Annotated in this window: 19 protein-coding genes; 5 read left to right on the top strand and 14 right to left on the bottom strand. The window is 62.1% G+C overall.

What is annotated here, in order from left to right; all coding sequences use genetic code 11:
- Positions 1-155: 155 nt before the first annotated feature.
- The 7 genes from MA04_RS02435 to prmA form a co-directional block, all read right to left on the bottom strand.
- On the bottom strand, positions 156-905 hold the full coding sequence (locus MA04_RS02435) for a sulfite exporter TauE/SafE family protein (RefSeq protein ID WP_163125204.1): 750 nt from the start codon (positions 903-905) through the stop codon (positions 156-158).
- A 60-nt stretch (positions 906-965) separates the two neighbouring features.
- Positions 966-2,252: a phosphoribosylamine--glycine ligase gene (purD, locus tag MA04_RS02440; RefSeq protein WP_262459340.1), complete on the bottom strand. Its 1,287-nt coding sequence runs from the start codon at positions 2,250-2,252 to the stop codon at positions 966-968.
- 24 nt (positions 2,253-2,276) lie between these two features.
- Positions 2,277-3,845 (bottom strand): bifunctional phosphoribosylaminoimidazolecarboxamide formyltransferase/IMP cyclohydrolase, encoded by a 1,569-nt coding sequence (gene purH / locus MA04_RS02445; protein ID WP_163125201.1) that lies wholly within the window; start codon positions 3,843-3,845, stop codon positions 2,277-2,279.
- A 173-nt stretch (positions 3,846-4,018) separates the two neighbouring features.
- The gene (gene fis / locus MA04_RS02450) at positions 4,019-4,300 is read right to left on the bottom strand and encodes a DNA-binding transcriptional regulator Fis (RefSeq protein ID WP_014993375.1); all 282 of its coding nucleotides are present in this window, start codon (positions 4,298-4,300) and stop codon (positions 4,019-4,021) included.
- Between the two features lie 44 nt (positions 4,301-4,344).
- On the bottom strand, positions 4,345-5,385 hold the full coding sequence (gene dusB, locus MA04_RS02455; protein WP_262459341.1) for a tRNA dihydrouridine synthase DusB: 1,041 nt from the start codon (positions 5,383-5,385) through the stop codon (positions 4,345-4,347).
- Positions 5,386-5,497: 112 nt separating this feature from the next.
- Complete coding sequence (locus MA04_RS02460) at positions 5,498-6,583, bottom strand: zinc-ribbon and DUF3426 domain-containing protein (protein ID WP_262459342.1); 1,086 nt, start codon at positions 6,581-6,583, stop codon at positions 5,498-5,500.
- 82 nt (positions 6,584-6,665) lie between these two features.
- The gene (gene prmA / locus MA04_RS02465; protein ID WP_163125195.1) at positions 6,666-7,550 is read right to left on the bottom strand and encodes a 50S ribosomal protein L11 methyltransferase; all 885 of its coding nucleotides are present in this window, start codon (positions 7,548-7,550) and stop codon (positions 6,666-6,668) included.
- A gap of 156 nt (positions 7,551-7,706) precedes the next feature.
- On the opposite strand from prmA, the gene MA04_RS02470 reads away from it, so the two are divergent.
- Together MA04_RS02470 and MA04_RS02475 are read left to right on the top strand one after the other, a co-directional pair.
- Complete coding sequence (locus MA04_RS02470; RefSeq protein WP_063140383.1) at positions 7,707-8,276, top strand: methyltransferase; 570 nt, start codon at positions 7,707-7,709, stop codon at positions 8,274-8,276.
- Positions 8,277-8,351: 75 nt separating this feature from the next.
- On the top strand, positions 8,352-9,014 hold the full coding sequence (locus tag MA04_RS02475) for a BUD32 family EKC/KEOPS complex subunit (protein ID WP_063140384.1): 663 nt from the start codon (positions 8,352-8,354) through the stop codon (positions 9,012-9,014).
- Positions 9,015-9,175: 161 nt separating this feature from the next.
- Here MA04_RS02475 and accC read toward each other — a convergent pair whose 3' ends face one another.
- The 4 genes from accC to dsbD form a co-directional block, all read right to left on the bottom strand.
- The gene (gene accC, locus MA04_RS02480) at positions 9,176-10,522 is read right to left on the bottom strand and encodes an acetyl-CoA carboxylase biotin carboxylase subunit (RefSeq protein ID WP_163125193.1); all 1,347 of its coding nucleotides are present in this window, start codon (positions 10,520-10,522) and stop codon (positions 9,176-9,178) included.
- A gap of 11 nt (positions 10,523-10,533) precedes the next feature.
- Entirely contained in the window at positions 10,534-10,980 is a 447-nt protein-coding gene (gene accB, locus MA04_RS02485) for an acetyl-CoA carboxylase biotin carboxyl carrier protein (protein ID WP_063140386.1), read from the bottom strand.
- Positions 10,981-11,014: 34 nt separating this feature from the next.
- A complete protein-coding gene (aroQ, locus tag MA04_RS02490; RefSeq protein WP_262459343.1) occupies positions 11,015-11,467 on the bottom strand; it encodes a type II 3-dehydroquinate dehydratase in 453 nt (150 codons plus the stop codon).
- Between the two features lie 184 nt (positions 11,468-11,651).
- Positions 11,652-13,553, bottom strand: coding sequence for a protein-disulfide reductase DsbD (gene dsbD, locus MA04_RS02495; RefSeq protein ID WP_262459344.1), 1,902 nt, complete (start codon positions 13,551-13,553; stop codon positions 11,652-11,654).
- Between the two features lie 402 nt (positions 13,554-13,955).
- Here dsbD and MA04_RS02500 point away from each other — a divergent pair, with 402 nt between their 5' ends.
- Positions 13,956-14,948: a DUF2333 family protein gene (locus tag MA04_RS02500; RefSeq protein WP_022994102.1), complete on the top strand. Its 993-nt coding sequence runs from the start codon at positions 13,956-13,958 to the stop codon at positions 14,946-14,948.
- A gap of 214 nt (positions 14,949-15,162) precedes the next feature.
- On the opposite strand, the gene cmoA is transcribed toward MA04_RS02500, so the two are convergent.
- The gene (cmoA, locus tag MA04_RS02505) at positions 15,163-15,909 is read right to left on the bottom strand and encodes a carboxy-S-adenosyl-L-methionine synthase CmoA (protein ID WP_233924482.1); all 747 of its coding nucleotides are present in this window, start codon (positions 15,907-15,909) and stop codon (positions 15,163-15,165) included.
- A 205-nt stretch (positions 15,910-16,114) separates the two neighbouring features.
- Between cmoA and MA04_RS02510 the strand changes: the two genes are divergently transcribed.
- Positions 16,115-17,263, top strand: coding sequence for a methyltransferase family protein (locus MA04_RS02510; RefSeq protein WP_163125187.1), 1,149 nt, complete (start codon positions 16,115-16,117; stop codon positions 17,261-17,263).
- Positions 17,264-17,456: 193 nt separating this feature from the next.
- Here MA04_RS02510 and MA04_RS02515 read toward each other — a convergent pair whose 3' ends face one another.
- The gene (locus MA04_RS02515; RefSeq protein WP_163125185.1) at positions 17,457-18,317 is read right to left on the bottom strand and encodes a metal-dependent hydrolase; all 861 of its coding nucleotides are present in this window, start codon (positions 18,315-18,317) and stop codon (positions 17,457-17,459) included.
- A gap of 87 nt (positions 18,318-18,404) precedes the next feature.
- Between MA04_RS02515 and MA04_RS02520 the strand changes: the two genes are divergently transcribed.
- Positions 18,405-19,436 (top strand): AraC family transcriptional regulator, encoded by a 1,032-nt coding sequence (locus MA04_RS02520; RefSeq protein ID WP_262459345.1) that lies wholly within the window; start codon positions 18,405-18,407, stop codon positions 19,434-19,436.
- Between the two features lie 58 nt (positions 19,437-19,494).
- Here the strand turns inward: MA04_RS02520 and ppa are convergent, their stop codons facing one another.
- Entirely contained in the window at positions 19,495-20,025 is a 531-nt protein-coding gene (gene ppa / locus MA04_RS02525) for an inorganic diphosphatase (RefSeq protein ID WP_262459346.1), read from the bottom strand.
- Positions 20,026-20,333 lie beyond the last annotated feature (308 nt).

Consider the following 20,333-nt stretch of genomic DNA (forward strand, 5'->3'; position numbering starts at 1 on the left):
ACGGTGCACCGGCGACGATCATTATGGTTGTGATGAGGCGGGTTGCCTCGAAGCGTCGCGCCTGGGCTGATGATAGCGGCTACTCTAAGTGTTTTCCCGCCGTGCTGCACAGTGGGCCGCGGTTTTGTGATAAGGGTCCTATGGCAGGCGGCGGCTCAGGCGGTCAGTGCCATCAGCAGGGTGCCGCCGCCGGAAAGCATCAGCAGGGCGAAGATGCCGCGGCGCAGGGTGCGCTCGCTGACCGGTGGCGGGAACCGGTTGCCGATCCAGGCCATCGCCGCCACCACTGGCAGCGACAGCAGCCCGATTTTGACCACATCCAGGGTCAGGTCGCCGTGCAATCCGACCACCACCAGTCGCCCCAGTGAAGCCAGCGAGAACAGGGTCAGCAGGGTGATGCGGATGGTCTGGACCGGGATCGGCTGACGATAGAGCTGATAGACGATGGGTGGACCGCTGACGCTGAACAGGCCGCCAAAGAACCCGCCCAGGAAGCCGGTGCCGACAAAGGCGGCCGGCGAGGAACGTCGTGGCAGCGGATCGGGGCGGCACACCAGCACCAGGCCGGCGGCGATGATGACGGCGCCCAGCAGGGCCTTGAGCAGGTTCTGGGCATTGCTGTTGAGATAGCTGAGCAGCAGTACACCGATGACCATGGCCGGCACCAGTCCGATCAGGCTCTGTGCGACGATACGGCCATCCGCCTTTCTGAGCTGGGGAACCACCACCACCGCGCCCAGGGCCAGATTCATGATGTTCAGCGCGGTGGCGGTGGCGGGGATCGAGCCAAGATGGAGCAGGGTCACGGCGGCCAGCAAGAAGATGCCGAGAGCGAAACCGGTGACGGCCTGAATATAGGTGCCGATGGCAACGGCCAGCAGAAACAACGGCAGCGATTCAGGCATGGAACTCCCTGCGTGAGCTGAAGGCGGCCGGTCAGGCCGCCGGGGTAATCGGCCCGGAAACTAGTTCTGTTCCCGGGCCACGGCGCGATAGCCGATATCGGTACGGTGGTAGGCGTCTTTCCAGGAAATCCTGGCAACCCCCTGGTAAGCGTTGCGTTGCGCGTCGGCTACGCTGTCACCCAGGGCGGTGACACAGAGTACCCGCCCGCCGTTGGTGACCACCTGGCCGCCCTGCTCACGGGTGCCGGCGTGGAACACTTTCACCAGATCGGAATCGGCCTGGTCCAGCCCTTCGATGGCGTCCCCTTTGTCGTAGTCATCCGGGTAGCCACCGGCGGCCAGCACCACGCCCAGTGCCGGGCGCGGGTCCCATTGGGCTTCCACCTGGTCCAGGCGGCGATCCAGGGCCGCCTGGCAGAGCCCGGCCAGATCCGATTGCAGACGCAGCATGATCGGCTGGGTTTCCGGGTCGCCGAAACGGCAGTTGTACTCGATCACCTTGGGCTGGCCGGTGGCGTCGATCATCAGACCCGCGTATAGGAAACCGGTATAGGGCATGCCTTCCGCGGCCATGCCGGCCACGGTGGGACGAATCACCTGATCCATGATGCGCTGGTACACTTCGTCGCTGACCACCGGCGCCGGCGAATAGGCGCCCATACCGCCGGTATTGGGGCCGGTATCGCCGTCGCCCACTCGTTTGTGGTCCTGGCTGGTGGCCATCGGCAGGATGTGCTCGCCGTCGGCCATGACGATGAAGCTGGCTTCCTCGCCGTCGAGAAACTCTTCCACCACCACGCGGTGGCCGGCGTCACCGAAACGGTTGCCGGCGAGCATGTCGCGCACCGCGTCTTCCGCCTCTTGCAGCGTCATGGCGACGATCACGCCTTTGCCGGCGGCCAGGCCGTCGGCCTTGATCACGATCGGCGCGCCCTGTTCACGAACGTAGGCCAGGGCTTCGTCCACATCAGTGAAGTTGCCGTAAGCGGCGGTGGGGATCCGGTGGCGAGCGAGAAAATCCTTGGTGAAAGCCTTGGAGCCCTCCAATTGAGCGGCGGCCTTGCTCGGGCCGAAGCAGCGCAGGCCGCGTTCCTGGAAGTAATCCACCACGCCCGCCACCAGCGGTGCTTCCGGACCGACGATGGTCAGAGCCACCTGCTCGCGCTCAGCCAGGTCAGCCAGGGCCGGCAGATCAAGCACGTCCACCGCCACGTTTTCCAGCTTGGCTTCGCGGGCGGTGCCGGCATTGCCCGGCGCCACCAGCACTTTTTCCACGTGCTCCGGCTGGGCCACTTTCCAGGCCAGGGCGTGTTCACGGCCGCCGGAACCGATGATCAGAACTTTCATCCGTGTGTCTCCGTTGCTGGCCGGTTAGTGACGGAAGTGCCGCATGCCGGTGAAGACCATGGCCATGTCCGCCTCGTCGGCGGCGGCGATGACTTCCTCGTCGCGGATCGATCCGCCCGGCTGAATCACACAGCGGATGCCGTTCTCGGCGGCGTTGTCGATGCCGTCGCGGAACGGGAAGAAGGCGTCGGACGCCATCACCGAGCCTTTCACTTCCAGGCCGGCGTGTTCCGCCTTGATGGCGGCGATGCGGGCGGAGTTCACCCGGCTCATCTGACCGGCGCCAACACCCACGGTCTGCCGGTTTTTGGCATAGACGATGGCGTTGGATTTGACGAACTTGGCGACCTTCCAGGCGAAGATCAGGTCGTGCATCTCGGCTTCCGTCGGCGCCCGCTTGGTGACCACTTTCAGATCCCCCTCGGTGATCATGCCGACGTCCCGGTCCTGCACCAGCAGGCCACCGTTGACCCGCTTGTAGTCCAGGCCACTGCTCGCCGGACCGCTGATCTCGCCGCACACCAGCACGCGCACGTTCTTCTTGGCGGCGGTGACGGCAAGGGCTTCCTCGCTTACCGCGGGCGCGATGATCACTTCCACGAACTGGCGGTCGACGATCGCCCTGGCGGTGTCCGCGTCCAGTTCACGGTTGAACGCGATGATGCCGCCGAAGGCGGATTCCGGATCGGTCTGGAAAGCCAGCTCATAGGCCTTGCCGATGCCGTCCAGGCTCACCGACACGCCGCAAGGATTGGCGTGCTTGACGATCACGCAGGCCGGCTTGGTGAACGACTTGACGCATTCCAGCGCGGCATCGGTATCGGCGATGTTGTTGTAGCTCAGTTCCTTGCCCTGCAACTGGCGGGAGGTGGCCACGGACGCCTGGGCAGGTTGCCGCTCGGTGTAGAACGCCGCCTTCTGGTGCGGGTTCTCGCCGTAGCGCATTTCCTGGGCTTTGACGAAATTCAGATTGATGGTGCGCGGGAAGTCGGCGCTGCCGTTGCCGACCCGGCGGCCAAAGTAGTTGGCGATGGCGCTGTCGTAGGCGGCGGTGTGCTCGAACGCCTTGATCGCCAGATCGAAGCGCAACCCATCGGACAAGGCGCCACTGTTGGCGTCCATGTCCTCCAGCACGCGGGCGTAGTCGCCGGCGTCGGTGACGATGCCCACATGGGCATTGTTCTTGGCCGCGGAGCGCACCATGGTGGGACCGCCGATATCGATGTTCTCGATGGCGTCTTCCAGGCTGCAATCCGGGTTGGCGACGGTCTGCTCGAAGGGGTAGAGGTTCACCACCACCAGATCAATGGGCTGGATGTGATTGTCCGCCATGACCTGATCATCCTGGCCGCGCCGGCCAAGGATGCCACCGTGCACTTTGGGGTGCAGGGTTTTCACCCGTCCGTCCATCATTTCCGGGAAGCCGGTGTAATCGGATACTTCGCGAACGGTGATGCCGGCCTCCTGGATGGCACGAAAAGTGCCACCCGTGGAGAGCAGTTCCACGCCCCGATCGGCCAGGGCCCGGGCGAAGTCGACAATACCGGTTTTATCGGAAACGCTGATCAGCGCGCGTTCTACCACCTTGCTCATGGGAGAGTCACCTTTGGTGACGCTTGCACGCCGACACGCTACACGCTTGCACGCCTGGTGTGGAGCAGCGGAGCGGGGTTTGTCAGTTGCGTGCCAGCGTGTTGCGTGTTGCGTGTTAGCGATACTCAATAAAAAAGGGCAGTCTGAACTGCCCTCGGCATTCTGGGTTATCCTTACAGCAAACCGTACTGCTTGAGTTTCTTACGCAGAGTCCCGCGGTTCAGGCCCAGTAACTCAGCGGCCTTGGTCTGGTTGCCACGGGTGTATTCCAGGACTTTTTCCAGCAGCGGGATTTCCATCTCCGCCAGCACCATCTGGTACAGGTCGCTGACCGCTTCCCCATCCAGCTGGTTGAAATAGTCGGTGATGGACCGTCGCACGCAGTTACGCAGTGTATCGTGGGTTTCGCTGCGGGCGAGAGTCAGATGCGGTTTACGCGATTCAGCGGTGTTCATTTCTGTCAGTGTCCGTGCAGTGACTGTCTTCATGGAAGAAAGGGTCATGCGGCCAATGCTCCGTCTTTGTTCCGGGCAGACACCCCGCCATAGCAACCGATGCGCAACCGGTCACTGCTGGCGCTGATCTGTTGGAAAAACTGCTCGATGGCCCGCCGTTGGTCGGTGGCCTTTTCCAGGTTGTTGAATCCGCGCCGGAAATGCTCCCCGCCCGGCAGACTCTGGGTGTACCAGCCCAGATGTTTGCGAGCGATGCGCACACCGGAATACGTGCCGTAGAAGTCATGCAAGTCACTCAAATGAGCGAGCACGCGAGCGCGTACTTCTTCCACCGATGGCGCCGGGGCTAAACGACCGTGCTCCAGGTAATGCACCGTATCCTGGAATATCCAGGGGTTACCCTGAGCAGCGCGGCCGATCATGATACCACCGGCACCGGTGCTTTGCAGTATCCGTTGCGCTTTTTGTGGGGAATCGATATCGCCGTTGGCGATAACCGGGATCTCCACGGAGCGTGCCACCTCGCCGATGGTGTCGAATTCCGCTTCGCCATTGAAACGGTCGGCGCGAGTGCGGCCGTGAATGGCCAGCGCCTGAATGCCGGACTGTTCGGCGATGCGGGCGATCAGTACCGCGTTGCGGTTGTCGCGAGTGGGACCGGTGCGGATTTTCAGGGTGACCGGTACCGGCACGGCGGCCACCACCGATTCGAGTATCCGTGTCACCAGTTCCGGTTCGGACAGCAAGGCGGAACCGGCGGCCCGTTTGCAGACCTTTTTCGCCGGGCAGCCCATATTGATGTCGATGATCTGGGCGCCCAGATCCACATTGGCGCGGGCGGCTTCCGCCATCATGCGCGGATCGGCACCAGCGATCTGCACCGAGATCGGGCCGGGCTCGCCGCTGTGATCAAGACGGCGCGACGATTTGGCCGACTGCCAGAGACGGGTGTCCGAGGTCACCATTTCCGACACCACCAGACCGGCGCCCAGTTCCCGGCACAACCGCCGGAACGGGCGGTCCGTGACGCCGGCCATGGGGGCCAGGATCACCGGGTTGGGCAGGGCATGGGGGCCGATGCGCATGATTGTCCTCGGTTGGACGCAACAGGTTCACCGGGTGGAGACGCCGGCATGGGGGCGCCAATCATAGAGGTCCGGGCGCCGAGAGAAAAGGCCGGTGCCGGGGTTCCGCGGATCAGTGGGCATCGGAAAGGCGCGCCGCTGGTGTTTCGGCCGCCGGTAGCAGCCGCAGATGGTAGCTGACCGCTTTGCGTCCGGGGTCGACGATTTCCAGGGAAACGTGTACCGGTGTCCGGATCGGCATGGCCACGGCGCCAGCCAACTCCCCGCGCAGGTACTCGTCGGCGTGGAAGCGACGCTGGGCCACCGGTTGGCCTTGCAGGTCAACAAAGGTCAGTTCCAATTCCGGGAACGGCTGCGGCCAGGACGCCTCATTGAACAGCAGAGCGTCCACCACCAAGGCATTGTCGAACCGTGGATGACTGCGCACCACCAGATTGGTGCCGCGCAATAGATTGGCATCCACCTTTGGCGGCAGGGTGCACCCGGCCACCGCGCAGGCCTCGGCAAAAGCGGGACGCCAGCGCGGATCCCGGCTCAGGTTGTCGAAGTGGAAAATCAGATACTGGCCGGCCAGCATCGCCAGGGCCACCAGTGAAGCCACTGCCCAGCCGAGCAGCGCCAGCGGACTGCGGCGGGGAGGCGTATCCAGTTCGCGGCGTGCCGCCGAGCGGGCGGTGGCCGGTCCGTTGAGAAATTCAAAGGCGTCGTCCGTGGCCGCCTCCGGCTCGGCGTGGTCGGGCTCCGGCGTTGTGGGTTCGGCGTCGGCGGCTACTGGCTCCGGTTTTGGCTCGGGATCCGATTCGAGCTCCCGCAGCAGGGCTTCGGCCCAGGACTCATCGGTTTGTTCATGGGGATGGTTGCCCAGCTCCAGATCCAGATCGGGGACCGGGTCTTCCTTTTCCAGAGACAGGAAACTGTCGCTCAGCTGCAATTGGCCGTCGTCTTCCGCGCGGGCGCGGTCATGGCCATCGATGGCCGGAGCCGGTGCTTCCTCGGGCAGCGCCGCCGACCAGTCCGCCGCCGGCGGCCGCGTCTCTTCCCGCACCAGCGGCGGGCCTTCCAGAAGATGCTCGGTGGCTTGAAAGACCCGCAAGCAGGAACCGCAGCGCACCGCACCCTTGGCCTGGGCCAGATGCTCTTCGCTGATCTTGAATTGCGCCTCACAATGCGGGCAGCGGGTCTTGTAGGGGCCGGTCATGCGCTGGCGATCCGTGGGTCGGATTTTTCGTGTAGTGACTGTGTAGGGAGTTTTACCGAATCATGGTGCCCCGCCGCAACTGTTATGCGGACAGCTTGCGAACCCCGTCCACTCTTACCCAGTCTCCGCGCTGCTCGATCGGCGACAGATCGAACCAGGGCCGGTAGGCCTCCGCCACGGATTGGGCCTGCTCGGCGAGGATGCCCGATAACGCCAGCAGCGCACCGGGCTTGCAATAGCTGGCCAGGGTCGGGGCCAGCTCGATCAACGGCGCCGCCAGAATGTTGGCGACCAGAGCGTCGCACTGGAAGCCGGCCGGCATGGCGTCCGCCGGACACAGATCGAGCCGGTCGCCCACCTGGTTGGCTTCAGCGTTGGTGCGGCTGGCCAGCAGGGCCTGTTCATCGATGTCATTGCCCAGGGCTTGCCCGGCGCCAAGCAGCAACGCGGCGATGGACAGCACGCCGGAACCACAGCCCACGTCCAGCACGCGTTTCCCGGTCAGCGGTGCCGCTTCCAGCCATTCCAGGCACAGCGCGGTGGTTTCATGGGTGCCGGTGCCAAAGGCCAGGCCCGGATCCAGACGCAGGTTGACCGCCTCCGGATCCGGCGGCTCACACCAGGTGGGGACGATCCACAGTCGCTCACCGAAGCGCATCGGGGCAAAGTCGTCCATCCAGGCCCGTTCCCAGACCTGATCCTCAAGCCGCTCGATACGGTGATCCTGGGGCGTCAGGCCCAGCGCATCCAGACGTTGGAGAACTTTTTGCAGGTCGTCCTGGTCCGAGAACAAGGCGGTGACCACGGTGGCCCGCCACAGCGGCCGCGCGCCGGGCGGCGGTTCGAATACCGGTTGGTCGGCGCCGTCGGTCAGGGTCACCGCCACCGCGCCCAGGGTTTCCAATGCGTCTTGCAGGGCGTCCGCCTGTTGCGAGTCGGAAGCCAGATGTAGTTGTTGCCAGGTCATGACACCTCCATGGAGAAGCGGCAGTATAGCGGTGACGGGAAAAATTTGCGCCGTGGTGGGCTTGGCCGTCACGGCCATTCATTCTCGCTGGTCGGCTATTTTTTCACCGGCCGTTAAGGGGTACTATCCGGATTCGTCTATCGGACTGACTTGCCTATGACTGAAGATGCCGCCGAGTTGATATTGGTGCTGATGGTAATCGCCAGTGCCTTGCTGTACCGGTTCGCGATGCCGCGTTTGCGGCGTCCGAGTGTGCCGGCGCGCACCTCGCCGGATCTCGAGAAAGTCATTCTGGTCGGCATGATGTTCTGCACCATGGCGGTGATTCCCTTCCTGGATATGATGGTGCCCTGGTTCGAGTTCGCCGACATCGTATTCATGGATGAAGTGGCCTGGTTGGGGCTGCTGCTCGGTAGCGCCGCGGTGTGGCTGTTCTGGCGGGCCAAGGAGGATCTGGCCCGCTGCTCTCGACGGCCGGTGGACAGTGGCGTCTATCGTTATCTGCGCCATCCGGCTTGCGCCGCCATGCTGCTTTGGTCCCTGGCGCAATTGCTGCTGTTACAGAACTGGCTGGCTGGCCCCGCCGCGGCGCTGACCTTTACAATGGTTTACTTGCTGCAGTTGCCCAGGGAAGAGCAACGTATGCTGGAGCGGTACGGTCATCGCTATCTGGACTATATGGCGCGCACTCCGGCGATTCTGCCGCGTTTCTCTCGTTATCGTTGACGTTATCGTTGATTTTCCCTTTTCGCGCCCCCATAGCGGTGGTCGCCTTTAAAACGGTTCAGGAGCCGTTTTTCCATGATTCGGATTCATCCCCTCCGCCGCCAGCAGTTGGAGGACGTGATCAGCCACTCGGAAGTGGTCGAACGTGACGGGCACGGCATCAAGGTGCTGCGTCTGCGTGACGGTCGCTACCTGAAATACTTCCGGCGCAAGCGTTTCTTCAACCGCGAATTGTTGTCCCCGGCGGCGGTACGGTTCGCCCGCCATGCCCGGCAACTGGCGCAACTGCGCATCCCCACCCTGGAGGTGGAAAGCCTGCACCGCATTATCGGTGAGCCGCATACGGTGGCGGTGTACCAGCCGATGCCGGGCCTGACGCTGCGTCAGATGCTGGCTCGCGGGCAGGTGGACACCCAACTGATGTACCGGGTGGGCGTGTTTATCGCCCGTCTGCACCGGCTGGGTGTGTTTTTCCGTTCCGTGCATCCGGGCAACATCGTCATCGACGGTCTGCGCATTGGTCTGATCGATGTGCTGGATATGAAGGTGCGGCCCTGGTCCATGTCCCGTTGGGCCCGGCGCCGTAACTGGCTGCACTTCCTGCGTTGCGAGGAAGATCGCCCGCATCTGCGTGATGATCTGGTGGAGGCGTTACTGGTGGGCTACCGGGATGCCGCCGACCTGCCGTCCCATGAGATCGGCGAGGTGGCGGAGCGGGTCCGGCATTTGCTGGGCTAAAGGACACGCACCCAAGGTGGCTCTGTGGGAGCTTGCCTGCAAGCGAATTGGGCCCGGTTTGCCGAGGTTCGCTTGTAGGCAAGCTCCTACAGCGGCTTTGTAGCGGTTCTCTCCATACAGGACTCCATACAGGACTCCATACAAGAAAGGACCGCGATGCCTTAATGATTACCCAGCTTCTTTTCCAGGTGATGGATATCCACGCCGCCTTCCTGGAAAGCGGTGTCGCGGAAGATCTTGTCCCGGTGCAGGGCCACGTTGGTCTTGATGCCTTCCACCACGATCTCGTCCAGAGCGTTACGCATGCGGGCAAACGCCACGTCGCGGTTCTCGCCCCAGGTGATGATCTTGCCGATCAGTGAGTCGTAGTAGGGCGGTACGGTATAGCCGCCATAGACGTGGGAATCCACCCGCACCCCATTGCCGCCCGGCGCATGGAAGTAGCTGATTTTGCCGGGGCTCGGGACGAAGGTGTTGGGATCCTCGGCATTGATCCGCACCTCGATGGCGTGGCCAAGAAAGGTGATGTCTTCCTGCTTCAACGTCAGGCCTTCGCCGCCGGCGATACGCAGCTGTTCCTTGACGATATCGACGCCGGTGATCATCTCACTGACCGGGTGCTCCACCTGCACGCGCGTGTTCATCTCGATGAAGTAGAAGCCTTCATTCTCGTACAGGAACTCAAAGGTTCCGGCGCCCCGGTAGTTGATCTCCTTGCAGGCATTGACGCAGCGTTGCGCCACTTCTTCCTTCAGGTGAGCCGGAATGCCGGGGGCCGGAGCCTCTTCCACCACTTTCTGGTGACGGCGCTGAAGGGAGCAGTCCCGGTCGCCGAGGTGTATGGCGTGGCCGGCACCATCGGAGAGCACCTGAATCTCCACATGGCGTGGCTTCTGCAGGAATTTCTCCATGTACACGGTGGCATCGCCGAAAGCGTTTTTCGCTTCGGAACGGGTCAGGGTCACCGCGTTGAGCAATTGATCCGCATGCTCCACCACGCGCATGCCACGCCCGCCACCGCCGGCGGCGGCCTTGATGATGACCGGATAGCCAATCTGCTCGGCCATGGCCTGGGTGGCTTCGGGGTCATCACCCACCGGACCATTGGAGCCGGGGACGGTGGGTACGCCGGCTTTTTTCATCGCCTCGATGGCGGACACCTTGTTGCCCATCAGGCGGATGGTATCAGCGCGCGGTCCGATGAAGGTGAAGCCGGAACGTTCCACGCTTTCGGCGAAGTCGGCGTTTTCCGCCAGGAAGCCGTAACCGGGGTGAATGGCATCCGCGTCGGTTACTTCCGCCGCGCTGATGATGGCGGGGATGTTCAAATAGGAATCGATGGACGGCGCCGGGCCGATACACACCGCTTCATCGGCGAGACGCACGTGCATCAGATCGCGGTCCGCCTTGGAGTACACCGCCACGGTACGGATGCCCATTTCCTTGCACGCGCGCAGCACGCGCAGGGCGATCTCGCCGCGGTTGGCAATGACGACTTTTTCCAGCATTTCGACCTCCGTTAAACGATGGAGAACAACGGCTGGTCGAATTCCACCGGTTCGCCGTCCTCGACCAGGATGGCATCAATAGTGCCGGATTTGTCCGCTTCGATCTGATTCATCATTTTCATCGCTTCGACGATGCACAGCACGTCGCCGGCGTTGACCTTCTGGCCCACCTGGGCGAACGGGGTGGCGCCGGGAGAGGAGGCCCGGTAGAAAGTGCCCACCATGGGAGAGCGCACCAGATGACCGGCCGGGGATGCCGGTTCCGGTTCGGCCGCCGGGGCCGCGGCGGGTTGCGGGGCTGCCGGAGCGGGTGCCACCGGGGCGATGGGTGCCGGCGCGGCATTGCGCCAGCCGCCCCGGGTGATGCGTACGGATTCTTCGTTTTCGTGGATTTCCAGTTCTTCGATTCCGGATTCTTCCAGCAGCTCGATCAATTTCTTGATTTTTCGAATATCCATGTCCAGTCCTGTTGGGAGCTGTTGATGTTAAAAGTCAAAGGTCGTCGTCGGTGCCCAGACGGCGGATGGCCGCGTCCAGCGCCAAAGAGTAACCGTCGGCGCCGAGACCGCAGATCACTCCCTCGGCGATGTCCGAGAAATAAGAGTGATGACGAAAGGTTTCGCGCCGGTGAATGTTGGACAGGTGCACCTCGATAAACGGGATGCTCACCGCCAGCAGGGCGTCACGCAGCGCCACACTGGTGTGGGTGAAGGCGGCCGGGTTGATCAGAATGAAGTCGACGCCTTCCCCGCGGGCGGCATGGATGCGCTCAATCAACTCGTATTCCGCATTGCTTTGCATATGCTGCAGATGATGGCCGGCCTGCCGGGCCCGGATCTGCAGGGCCTGGTCGATTTCCGCCAAATTAGTGGCACCGTATTTGTCCGGCTCGCGCTGGCCGAGCAGATTCAGGTTGGGTCCGTGCAGAACCAGAATGGTGGCCAAGATGGATACCCCTGAATGTGTCGTTATCTGCGGTGAACAGGAGGGAAAAACGGCATCAGGCCGGGGCTTTTCCCGAAGTTTGCAGTCTAGGGGGAATCGCCCGGCGAAAAAAGAACTTTACACTATTCGTTACATGTACCGGCGCCCCTGATGATGGGATCGGGACGCCGGTCACGGCGGCGGGTCAGGAGGCGGTGACTGGCAAAACGGTTTGCTCCAGATGGCGGATGAACCGCTCCGGCCCCATCTCTCCGAGTACCCGGGATTCCGGGACTTCCTCGCCAGCGGGGGTGAAGAACACCAGACTGGGCAGACCGAAAATGTTGTATTCGGTCATGATCGCCTGGTTTTCGCTGTTGATGTCGGTGATATCCACCCGATAGAGATCGAATCCCTCCATGGTGGCCAGCACATCCGGATGGCTCAGCGTGGTTTCCTCCAGCACCTTGCAGGCCACGCACCACTCGGCGAAGAAGTCCACCAGCACCGGCCGGCCGGCCCGGGAGGATTCCGCCAGGGCCTGACGCAATGCCGCCTGACCGGTGAGCGTGCGCCAGGGGCCGTGGTCTTCCGCGGCCGCGGCGGGTTGCGCCGTACCGGAAGTGGCGGCGGTGACCGGTGCCGCCGGTTGCTGCCAGTGGGCCAGCGGTTGCCATGGGTCGCGGGCGCCGGAGGCGGCGCCGATCAACAAAATCACCCCGTACAACGTAAGCACCAGGGCAAGGCCCCGTTGCAGACGGGAGCCGCCTTCTTTCACCGGTTCCAGGGCGCCCAGTTGGACGCCGTAAATGGCCAGCAACAGACCGTACAGCGCCAGGGTCACCGGCGCCGGCACGATGCGGTCAAGCAGCCAGATGGCGACCCCGAGCATGACCACACCGAAGAAGCGTTTGATCTCCTCCATCCACAGGCCGGCCCGGGGCAGAAAATGGCCGCCACCGGTGCCGAACAGAATCAGCGGCACGCCCATGCCAATGGACAGTGCGAACAGGCTGGCGGCCCCGGTCAGGGCGTCGCCGCTGCCGGCCACATAGATCAGGGCGCCGGCGAGGATCGGGGTGACGCAGGGCGACACCACCAGGGCGGAGATCATGCCGAGCAGAGCGGCGCCGGCCAGTCCCTTGCGCTTCGGACCGGTCTGGTTGAGCCGGTCGCGCAATGCCGCCGGTAACTGCAACTCGTAAAGGCCGAACATGGCCAGCGCCAGCAGCACGAAGATCACTACACTGGTGATGATCGCGGCCGGCTGTTGCAGCAGGAACTGAAGGTTCAGTCCGGCCCCGAACAGGGCCACCAGCAGCCCCGCCAGGGTGTAGGGTACCGCCACACCGAGCACGTAGGCGCTGCTGAGCAGAAAACCACGACGGGCGCTGGGATGTTGTTCACCGGCGATGATACCGGAGAGAATCGGAATCATCGGGAACACACAGGGTGTGAACGCCAGCAGCAGACCGCCGGCGAAAAACAGTCCGATCACCAGCCCCAGGCTCTGACCGGAGATCCAGCGATTAAAGGCGTTGGCATCCTCTGAAAACAACGTCTCCAGGAAGCCTTCGTCGTTTGCGGAGGTGGTCGGCGCGGCAGCGCTCAGCGCCGTGGCGGGCTTGCCGGGACGGGGCTCCTTGAAGGAGAAGGTCTTGCTGGCTGGCGGGTAGCACAGCAAATCCTCGATGCAGCCCTGATAACGCACTTCCAGCTCGGTATCGGCCAGCGGCACGCTGCGCAACGGCAACGTTACTTCCAGCCGCTGGTAGAACACTTCGACGTCACCGAATATCGGGTCCACCTTCGGTTTGCCCGCGGGCATCTGGAAACCGGAGAAGTCATCGAGAACGTTGCCGTTGGTGTCGCGAAGAATGAACTCAAAGCGTTGGCGGTACAGATAGACGTCGTCGAGAAGTTCAAACCCCACCAGCACCGTTTGCTTGTCCCAGTCGGCATCCGCCATCACCTGGATCGCCTCGTCCACCGTGGGCGGCTGGTCGTTGCCCAATCCGCTGCTGCCTCCCAGAGACAGTGCAAGCGCGGGACCGGCGAGCAACCCCAGCACAAAAAGGGATAATAGTGAACGCAAGCGTTGTGTCATTGATTTCTCCAGATAACCGGTTTTGTCCCTGACCCGGTCTCCCCAAACATAAGAGCACGGCCCCGACCTGCCGGCGGCGGCCCTGGCGCTACCCGTTTTCTGTATACCCCGAGTAAATATAGAGGTCGCCGGCGCGGATCGGTTCCCAGTCTGCGCCTTGCGGATTAAAGGGGCTTTAAGAGCCTCCAGGCTACAGGACAGTGATAGCAGGCGGCGGCGAAGAACGCATTGTGCCCCCATGCCGAAATGGACGCAAAGACCGCCGCCGCTGGCGGCATGGACCCTGTCGTTGGCGACAAAGGCTGCTATATTGGCGCACAATGCCGTGGAGTCCCGAGCCCGGGCTCCGACATGATGGAAAAGGCCGTTGCCGGCCTGACAGGATGCGAGTGGGGATCACCGATGAGTAATGAGAAGTTCTCCCAGAAGATGGGCGACCGGTTGCTGGACCCGGCCAATAACCGAATATGGAAAGGCGCTCTGTGGCTGATCGTGATCCTGCTTCTGGTGGACGTACTGCTCGGCTGGTACTGGAGCTGGGAGCCGGATCTCCAGGAAGTGCGGGCGCTCGCCAATGCCCAGCCTGGAGAGGTCACTACGCTGGAAGTGATCAACGTGGCCAGTACCCTGCTGGACAAACCGGGCGGTTATCTGAGCAACGACGTGCTGCCGCATCGACTGTGGCTGGATAACATGCCGTCCTGGGAGTTCGGCGTGTTGGTGCAGTTACGCGATATGGTGCGGGTGATGCGCCGGGACATGAGCCGCTCCCAGTCCCAGAGTCAGGAAGACCGTAATCTGGCGATTGCCGAGCCGCAGTTCAATTTCGACTCCCGCAGTTGGGCCATGCCCGCCACGGAAAGCGAATACCGCCGTGGTATCCGTGCGCTGGAGCGTTACCTGGAGAGCCTGCGCAGTGGCGATGGCCGATTCTACGCCCGGGCCGACAACCTGAATTCCTGGCTCAACGAAGTACAGAACCGGCTTGGCGCCCTCAGCCAGGACCTCAGCCGCAGCGTCGGGCGCACCACGCTGGACACCGAGGAAAATACCCCGGTGACTCAGTTGGACAGCAAGGAACGGGTGGTGAAAACCCCGTGGATGAAAATCGATAATGTTTTCTATGAAGCGAGAGGGGCGTCCTGGGCACTGGTGCAACTGATGCGGGCGCTGGAAGTGGATTTCGCCGACGTGCTACGCAAGAAGAACGCCACGGTCAGTTTCCGGCAGATGGTGCGTGAACTGGAAGCGACCCAGGAAACCCTGTGGAGCCCAATGGTTCTGAACGGCTCAGGCTTCGGCATCTTCGCCAACCATTCCCTGGTCATGGCCAACTACCTGTCCCGCGCCAACGCTTCCCTGATTGATCTTCGGAAGTTGCTGCAGGAGGGGTAGGAAAAGCAGGGAACAGTTAATAATGAATAGTTAATAGCGAAGAAAAAGGTTTGCGGTTCCGCAAGGCGTGTTTGTGTATCCGCAACTTTCTCTGAGAAACCTGTTTGATGGTTTTTCCTGAAAACAAAGAGGCCGCGCCCAGCCCTTGGACGCGGCCTCTTTGCTGTCCGATCAACCTTTCTTGTCTCGCGCGCTATTCACTGTTCACTATTAACTATTCACTGCTTTTTTTTGTTCCGAGAAAGCCGGCGAAGTTATACCACTTGAAAAACACGTCCACGTTGTCCAGGCCGGCGCGGGAGAGGATTTTGAGGTTCTCGTCCAGGCGGTAGGGGATCAGGACGTTTTCCAGGGCCTCGCGTTTTTGCGCGATTTCGGTTTCCGAATAGCCGTTACGCTTCTTCATGTCGTAGTACAGCTTGATCCACAGACGGTTGAGGGAGGCGTCATTGCCCAGCACTTTCTCCACCAGAATCAAGGCGCCGCCGGGCCGTAGCCCTTCGACGATCGAGCGCAACAGGGCTTCGCGATTAAGCGGTCGCACGAATTGCAGGGTGAGATTGAGGACCACCACCGAAGCGTCTTGCACCTGGACGCCCTCATTGAGATCGGCGTATTCCAGACGGAGACGGCCGGACAGGCATTGCTCGGCCAGATTGTGCCGGGCCCGTTCCAGCATCGCCGGGGAGTAATCGCAGCCCACCAGTTCCACACCCGGCGCCGCGGTTTGATCCAGCGTTTTCAAGGTGATGCCGGTGGAGCAACCCAGGTCGTAGATGCGGGAGCCCGGCACCGCGAATTCCCGGGCCAGTTCCCCGATCATCCGCTGTTGCTCCCAATATTGAGGGATGCTGCGATCGAGCATGTCGTCGAAAACGGCGGCGGTGTTCTCGCCGAAATCGAAATCGCTGATGGCCTGTTCCTCGGCGGCGAAGAGACGGTCCTTTTTTTGGGATGTCATAAAGTTGTCCCCGAAATCAACCAGGATCGGTGGTCATTGCCTTGGTTCTGATGTGCTGGCGCATGCCGTCTCCCTGGAGTATCCCGCAGGATCATGACAGTTGTGTTGATTTCGGGGCCACGGCTGGAATCCAGGGCGCGCGCGGAAAGAGGGTATTCCGCGCGGTACACACCCAATTGATGCGATAGTCGAACGGGAGGGCCTCTTGTCCAAAACCTCGATGCATAAGTATAAGTGGGAAAAATACCTTCCTATCCGGCGCACCAAACTGCGCAGCTATCTGGTGGGGGGCGGCGTGCTGCTCGGCCTGGCGGGGCTCAATACCATGGCGGCGTTGCCGTTTTCGGTGGGCGCGCTGTTCATGGCTCTGGCGGCCTGGTTGCACGTTTGGGCGAAGGGGCATTTGGACAAGAACGCCACTCTGACCCGGTCCGGTCCCTACCGCTGGGTCCGCGACCCGTTTCATCTCTCCAATTTTTTCATGGACCTGGGGCTATGCCTGATCATCAATAACGGGGTGTTCACCCTGGTGATGATGACGTTCTGGATCATCGCCTATCGGCATCGGTTATGGGAGGAAGATCAGCAACTGGTGGAAATTTTTGGGGAGGACTACCTGGAGTACCGTGCCCGGATTCCGCGCATGATTCCCTACAAGCCGCCGATGGATAAAGAGTACGACAAGCCCTTTTCCATCAAACATGCGCCGATCTACAGGGGGAGTGTCTGTACCCGTCTCTTCCGGCTGACGTCCTACCCTTATTTGTTCTTCGCCGCCGCCCAGATCGGCCAGAAGGGCACCGATATACTGGCGCCGCAAGGCCACCCCGCATTTTACTGGGCCCTGGCGGGTTTTCTGTTCTTCCATTTCCTATCCCGGGCGGCAGGTGAAATTACCAAAAGGCGGGCCTCCATTTTGCCACTGTGGACGTTGCGTCATCCGGCCCGGGGGGTGATCGTTTCGGTAATGGTGGCGGTGCTGCTGGCGGTGGATATGTTGTGGTCCGGACCACGCCTTCTGGAATGGCATCTGGACGGAGGGCAGTGGCTGATTCTGTTGGTGGCGGCGATGCTGATGGTGGCGACGCTGCGCGGGCTCTGGAACAGCGTGCGCTTCCGCCGTCTGATCGAGGGCATCGCTCTGGTCGTGGCCTGGCTGTTCACCCCGGTGCCGTGGCTGGCGTTGGTGCCGGCCTGTTATTTCTCCGCCGCCTTTCTGTACGGTGATCCGGACCAGCCCGAGGCCGATGTGGACCATGTCTTTCTGGCCACGAAAACCGACGGCGCGGCGTTGGCGGCACTGGGGCTGTGGATGCCACTGATACTGATCGGTCTACCCGCCACCTGGTTCTAGAGCGTTCCATAAGACGGGGCCGCGCCCAGGGGAAGACAAAACAGGTGATCTTTAGCCGCTGAGGGAAGCTTGCTTGCAAGCGAGTGGGATTCTCTCAGGCGCTTGGCAATATTCGCTTGCAAGCAAGCTTCCCACAGAGGTCTGGCCTCTTGTTTTCGCTGTCAACTGTCCACTATCAACTGCCAACTGTCTTTCACGCCACCGAACTGACCGCCGGCTCCGGCAGGGTGTCCCGCCATTGCTCCACCAGATCGGTGTTGTCGTCGTCCCAGGGATGGAAGCGTGGGCTCAGATAGCGGAACCAGGCCGGCACGGTGGAACTGATCACGCCACGGTAACCGAACAGACGCCACAGGCCCTTGGCCAGCGTCAGTGGTTGCCGGTGGACACCGTCCTGCTTCAGAAACTGCCAGGTGAAATAGCTGGTGAAGGTAATCAGATAGGCGGTGCTGATCAGGAAGGCGCGTTGGCGCTGCCAGTAGTCGCCGTCCACATCCTGGTACAGATCGAAGGCCACGGCCTTGTGTTCGGTTTCCTCGATGGCGTGCCAGACCCACAAGGGGCGCACGGAAGGATCCATGCTCGCAATCACGTCCTTGTGGCCGAGAATGGTGTCGGCGAGGATCGCGGTGATGTGTTCCAGGCCGGCGGTGGCGGCCAACTGCCGCTCCGGTGGCAAATGCTTGCGGGCGCCGGCCAGCAGCTTCTGCGTGACGTTCAGGGCGCGTTCGACCAGCATATCGTAACCCTGTCCCGCCACCAGATCGTTGAAGGCCTTGTGCTCCAGGGAATGCATCGCCTCCTGGCCAATGAAGCCGGAGATGTCCTTCTGCCGTTGCGGGTCGTCGACGCGGTCGCGGAAGGCGCGTACCGCGTCCACGAAAAAGCGCTCGCCGTCGGGAAAGGTGATGGAGAGGACGTTGAGAAGATGGGTGGCCACCGGATCATCGCCATACCAATAGCCGGCTTTCTCCAGACCTTTGAAATCGAAGTTCATGCGCCGCACCTTGATCGGCTGGCGTGATGCGCTACGTCGACGGGAAAACAATCGCATCGGGATCTCCTGGCGATTCTGCCAATGTTGGTTGTACGTCAATATGCTCCAGTAGCGGTGACGGGTCTTGTCGTGGAGGGCCAACCTGTGGTGACTTTGGGCCGTGCCTGGTTCGATGCCGGTATCCCCGGCATTTATGTGGTGCTGTTGTGTGATGTGATGAAAGGGCTGGGTAAGGACCCCGCCGCTTTGCTGGGGGGCGTCGGTGAAAGCCGTGAGCAGCTGCTGGCGCCGCAGAGCCGGGTGCCGCTGGAGCAGGCCCAGCGATGCGCCGAGCAGGCCCTGGACATGGCCGGCTCCGCCGGGCTGGGGTTCCGTTATGCCCGGGCCATGCGCATTACTCTGCATGGTCCGGTGGGCCTGCTGGCGCTGTCCAGCGCCACTCTCGGGGATGGTCTCGATGCCGCCCGGCGCTACCTGGGGCTGCGGGCGCCGTTCTGGCACATGGACCGGCGTGAGGAGGCGGGCCGGGTGATTTTCCCGCTGGTGGCCACGGCCGACCCCGGACGGATCCATGCCTTCGTGGTGGAGGCCATGCTGGTGGGGTTCATCCACATGTTGGAACAGCTGCTGGAAGCGGTACCTGAAGGGGCGGAGCTGCACTTCCGGCAACCGCCACCGGCCCATGCCATGGCGCTGAGGGGGGAAGTGCCGGTGCCGGTTCGCTTCAATCAGGATGAGGACGCGCTGGTTTTGCCGCAAGCACTGTTGTCGGTGGCGCCGCTGCTGGCGGATCCGCAGACCGCGGCACTGGCGCGGGAACAATGCGAGGCGGAAGTCAGCCGCTGGCGTTTGGAGCAGGAGGGGCCGCTGGCCGAGCGGGTGAGGGCGGTGCTGCGTGATACGGCGGCACCGTTACCGGATCTGGCGGCCATGGCGGAACGCATGGCGGTATCGCCGCGGACGCTGAAACGGCATCTCCAACAGGCCGGGTCAAGCTACCGGCAAGTCCAGGACGAAGTGCTTTATGAACGGGCCCGGGCGCTGCTCAAGGATCGCCATCAGCGGGTCAGCGATGTGGCCTATGCCTTGGGCTATAACGATGTGGCGAACTTTTCCCGGGCGTTCAAACGCTGGAGCGGGGAGACGCCAAAACAATTCCGGGAACGGGGGTATTGAAAAGCGGATACCGGGAAGGCGTGCCGCGACCGGGAGCCCGGCCGCGGAATCCGGGTGCTTATGCCTTGTTGAAGGCTTCCACGGATTTGAGGATTTCCTTCTTGGCGGCCTCGGCGCCGTCCCAGCCGTCCACTTTCACCCATTTGCCCGCTTCCAGCTCCTTATAATGCTCAAAGAAGTGCTTGATCTGGGCCAGCAGCAGCTCGGGCAGGTCGTTGATGTCTTTGACGTTGTCGTACAGTTTGGTCAGCTTGCTGTGCGGTACCGCCACCAGCTTGGCGTCCTTACCGGCTTCGTCGGTCATGTTGAGGATGCCCACCGGGCGGCAACGGATCACGGAGCCGGGTACCACCGGGTACGGGGTCACCACCAGCACGTCCAGGGGATCGCCGTCCTCGGACAGGGTGTTGGGGATGTAGCCGTAGTTGGCCGGGTAGAACATCGGGGTGGCCATGAAGCGGTCGACGAAGACGGCGTTGCTGTCCTTGTCGATCTCGTACTTGATCGGATCGGCATTGGCCGGGATTTCGATCGCCACGTAGATGTCTTCGGGAATCTCTTTCCCGGCGGGTACCTTGGTAAAATCCATGAATCGGTCCTTTCAGCGAGGTTTCAAATCGACAATGGGCGCGGATTATAGCAACCGTGAAGCGGCGCTGGCTAATAGCCAAAAGTACCGACCTCATACCTGGTCAAAATGACCGGGCAAAAAGCGCAAATGCCCGGCATGCCCGGCCTCGGGGTTTGTTCAGCGGCGGATAACCCGACACAATAGCGCTAGAGCCTGTTCATGATCTTTACGCCACCGCGCCGGAGTTCATTTTGTCGTCAGGTCGTGATTCCGATTGTGCGGTGTAGTCAATCTACATAAACAAGCGTAATCGCGGCCTGGCGGCA

It is taken from the genome of Alloalcanivorax balearicus MACL04 (assembly GCF_025532145.1).
GTDB classification, from domain to species: domain Bacteria; phylum Pseudomonadota; class Gammaproteobacteria; order Pseudomonadales; family Alcanivoracaceae; genus Alloalcanivorax; species Alloalcanivorax balearicus.